This window comes from candidate division KSB1 bacterium, from assembly GCA_022562085.1.
Lineage (GTDB): Bacteria > Zhuqueibacterota > Zhuqueibacteria > Oceanimicrobiales > Oceanimicrobiaceae > Oceanimicrobium.
Genome location: JADFPY010000429.1, coordinates 1 through 3,314, shown reverse-complemented (window position 1 = coordinate 3,314; position 3,314 = coordinate 1). Strand labels below are relative to the sequence as shown.

Genomic DNA, 3,314 nt, shown 5'->3' with positions numbered 1-3,314 from the left:
ATATTTCCGTAACGGCCTTTTCACCCGCGAAATGTAAAAAACAAATCTTTAAAAAACAACAGAAGAGGCCTAATTATGGTGTTAATATTTTGTATCATTTGAGGGGGCTTAAAATAGAAAACCCTCTGAGGCTTTGAATCCTCAGAGGGTTGGATTGGTCGGGGCGACTGGATTTGAACCAGCGACCCTCTGCTCCCAAAGCAGATGCGCTACCGGGCTGCGCTACGCCCCGAATTCCGGGAAATCAAAATTCGAACATCTAAATCAGAAAAAAAATTAAAATTTAAACTCAGATTTTTCCAGCAAGTTCCTTAATTTTAAAAATGCTTTTGCACGATGGCTGATTTTGTTTTTTAAATTCAAGTCCATTTCAGCAAAGGTACAGTCATATTCGGGTACAAAGAAAACCGGGTCATAGCCAAAGCCTTGGTTTCCGTGTGGCTGGTCCGTAATCTCGCCTTCGCAAACACCTTCGACGATTTGAGTACTGTTTTCACTGTAGTATGCCACCGCACATCGGAAACGCGCTTGCCGCTTTTCCGGCGGCACATTTTCCAAATCACCCAGAAGTTTTTTTACATTATCGGCGTAAGTGGCATTCTCTCCCGAATATCTGCCGGAGTATACACCGGGCGCTCCGTTTAATGCATCAACCTCGAGTCCGGTATCATCAGAAACAGCAGGCAATTTAGTAAACCCGGAAATAATTCTGGCTTTTTTGAGCGCGTTTTCTGCGAGGGTTTTGCCATCTTCAACGACCCCCGGAACTCCGGGAAAATCCTTCAGGGTCAGCAACTCAATATCAAGATTTTTTAATATTTCTACAATTTCCTTTACTTTGTCCTGATTCCCGGTCGCGAGAACTATTTTATTATTCACAAAGAACTCAACAAATCAATTGCTCTTCCGGTAGATATCGATGCGGTCCACGATACCCACTATTGAAGCATCGATGGGTGCAATTCGGGTCGGATACGGAATGGTTGCTTCGCGGGCGGTTGTGTAATAAACTATCTCTCCCGGCCCTGCGCCAATTGTGTCAACAGCCACCATGGCATCGCCGACCTTCTTTTCATTATGATCAAGAGGCTGGATGATTTGCATCTTGGCTCCGACTAAATTCTCGTCTTTAACCGTTGCCCAAACTGTGCCGATGACCTTTGCCAAATTCATTTTTCCATCTCCGCATCCAACTTATCGACAATCGCCATAATGGTCGCATCAACGGCTTTATTCTCGGTTAATTCCGTCTGGCGGGCTGAGCTGCCTTGAACAACGAGAACGATTTCGCCGACCCCGGCGCCGACAGAATCAACCGCCACAAAAAAGTCTTTTTTAGGCTTGTAGTCTAAATCGACCGGTTGGACAATTTGCAGTTTCATGCCGGTTATTTTTTCATCTTTGCGAGTTGCCCAGACCGTGCCGATGACTTTTGCGAGAATCAAATCTTTCTCCGATCAGGTCTAACCGTAAACTTCGGCGTGATTACATTTACAAACTTTTACGAATTTTTCATTAAACTTCCATGAGTTCCGGGTAGCAGATCTTTCAGAAGCCACTAATTTCACAATGCTTATCAGCTCGCCACAGGTCGGACAGTGATCGCCGCTTGGCTCAGCGCTTGCCTTCGCTACTTTGGCTGCAAAACTACTATCTTTTGCCATGTTATCTCCTATTTTTTCAAATAACCAAGCGTCAAATTTAGCAAATTATATATAAAAGTCAATAAAAAACCGCCTATTAAGGCGGTTCCAATATTCAAGGTTTTGTAAAAATATCAACGGGTCTCAACGAGTTTTTTTAGCTGTTTTAATTCTTTCTCAAGCTCATTGATTCTACCTAATATCCATTGATTTCGTTCTTGCTCTGTTAAAGTTAGATTTTTTGCAGCAGGCAGACTGGCTTCGGGTTTCTTATCGTGAATCTGCCACTCGCCAATTTTAACATTGGAGTACATTGTTTGCTCTCCCCGCAGATATTCAACCGGAACGGTTTCGCCAGGTGGAGTATATTTCACTAATCGAGCCAACTCCGAAATACTGTTCACATTTTTGTCGGAAAATTTCACAACGACATCGCCTTCAACTAATCCGGCCTGTTGAGCGGGACTATTCTTTTTGATTTCTTTGATTTTAGCTTTCCAGCCTTCGGGTTCGCCGATCACACCCAACCAACCATGTCTCACATATCCATGTTGGATAATATCTTCGGCAATTTTTTTGATCCAATTAATCGGATAGGCTAAAATAGTCGCGTGAAAATCATGATCCAAAAATGGGTCGGTCAAATTCTCCCGGGTGCTCATCTGTCCTGCAACCAATCCGACGACTTCGCCTTTTGTATTAAGAATGGGGCTGCCGTTATTGCCCGGGTTTAAATTGGCGGATATTTGAATCATGCCATCATTTCTAATACCATTGATCGAACCAAAAACCACCGATGGATAAACACCCAAAGAGTTGCCGATCATCAAATTCCATGCGCCAGGCACAATATTATTAGAATCGCCCAGCCGGGCAGGGGTTAAATATTCGGTCTGAGTTTTGAGCACAGCAAAGCCGGTTTCGGGATCATGTCCGACAAAAATCGCAGGAGATTCTACGCCATTTGAAAATGTAACCAAATTCGATTCCGCGCCCGCGACAATGCTGCTCCGGGTTAAAATATGACCCGATTCATCGAAAACAATGCCGCTGCCTATGTTAATGTAAGACAGAGATTGTTTAGGGGCTTCGGATTTTAAAAATGAAAGAATTCCACTTTCAGTTTCGAGAGATATTTCGTGTGAAAATCGCGAAGCAACCGTGACAACTGATGTTTTACTTGAATCAATTAACTTTGCTATATCTTTTTCGAGGGATTCAAGGAATTCCTGTGCGTTGGCAGGATAAAAATAGCACAGCAAAAAGAGTGGAGAAAAGACAAAAGAACGAATAACCGGTTTTATCTTTTGAGTAACCACTTTTAAGGCAGATTACAAATAATTAAAATTCAACACCGACAGGTTGAATACGCCTTTCCGGGACAATCTTTGTTACCGAATCCGTAAGAGCCGAAGTTTGCCTCTCTAAGTTGCTTGAGCTAATAGAGGTTCCGCCCGATATGTCAAGCCTATCCATTGGATAATTAATTTTTTGTGGGGTGCTTTGACGACTCAGTTTAGTTTGATTTGTAGAAAATTGGAAAGATGAAACCGACGACGAAACATTCAAAGGTGCGCTGTTATTATTTAGTTGCTTATCTGATAAATTAAAAATAAAAAATGCAGCTAAAAATTCCAAAGCTCCTGTACCTGCATAAACGGGTTTCCTGAT

Annotated in this window: 6 protein-coding genes and 1 tRNA gene; all 7 read right to left on the bottom strand. The window is 42.6% G+C overall.

Annotation, left to right across the window (positions count from 1 at the left end; all coding sequences use genetic code 11):
• Positions 1-155: 155 nt before the first annotated feature.
• Positions 156-232 (bottom strand) — tRNA-Pro (locus tag IH879_21770).
• 44 nt (positions 233-276) lie between these two features.
• Positions 277-879 (bottom strand): XTP/dITP diphosphatase, encoded by a 603-nt coding sequence (locus IH879_21765; GenBank protein MCH7677554.1) that lies wholly within the window; start codon positions 877-879, stop codon positions 277-279.
• Positions 880-894: 15 nt separating this feature from the next.
• Positions 895-1,173: a EutN/CcmL family microcompartment protein gene (locus tag IH879_21760; GenBank protein ID MCH7677553.1), complete on the bottom strand. Its 279-nt coding sequence runs from the start codon at positions 1,171-1,173 to the stop codon at positions 895-897.
• Positions 1,170-1,445: a EutN/CcmL family microcompartment protein gene (locus tag IH879_21755; GenBank protein MCH7677552.1), complete on the bottom strand. Its 276-nt coding sequence runs from the start codon at positions 1,443-1,445 to the stop codon at positions 1,170-1,172. Before IH879_21755 ends, IH879_21760 begins: the two co-directional genes overlap by 4 nt.
• 18 nt (positions 1,446-1,463) lie before the next feature.
• Positions 1,464-1,664 (bottom strand): hypothetical protein, encoded by a 201-nt coding sequence (locus tag IH879_21750; GenBank protein ID MCH7677551.1) that lies wholly within the window; start codon positions 1,662-1,664, stop codon positions 1,464-1,466.
• 113 nt (positions 1,665-1,777) lie between these two features.
• Positions 1,778-2,962, bottom strand: a complete 1,185-nt coding sequence (locus IH879_21745) for a serine protease (GenBank protein ID MCH7677550.1) — start codon at positions 2,960-2,962, stop codon at positions 1,778-1,780.
• Positions 2,963-2,984: 22 nt separating this feature from the next.
• Positions 2,985-3,314: hypothetical protein (locus tag IH879_21740; protein ID MCH7677549.1), on the bottom strand; the 330-nt coding region annotated here is incomplete at its 5' end.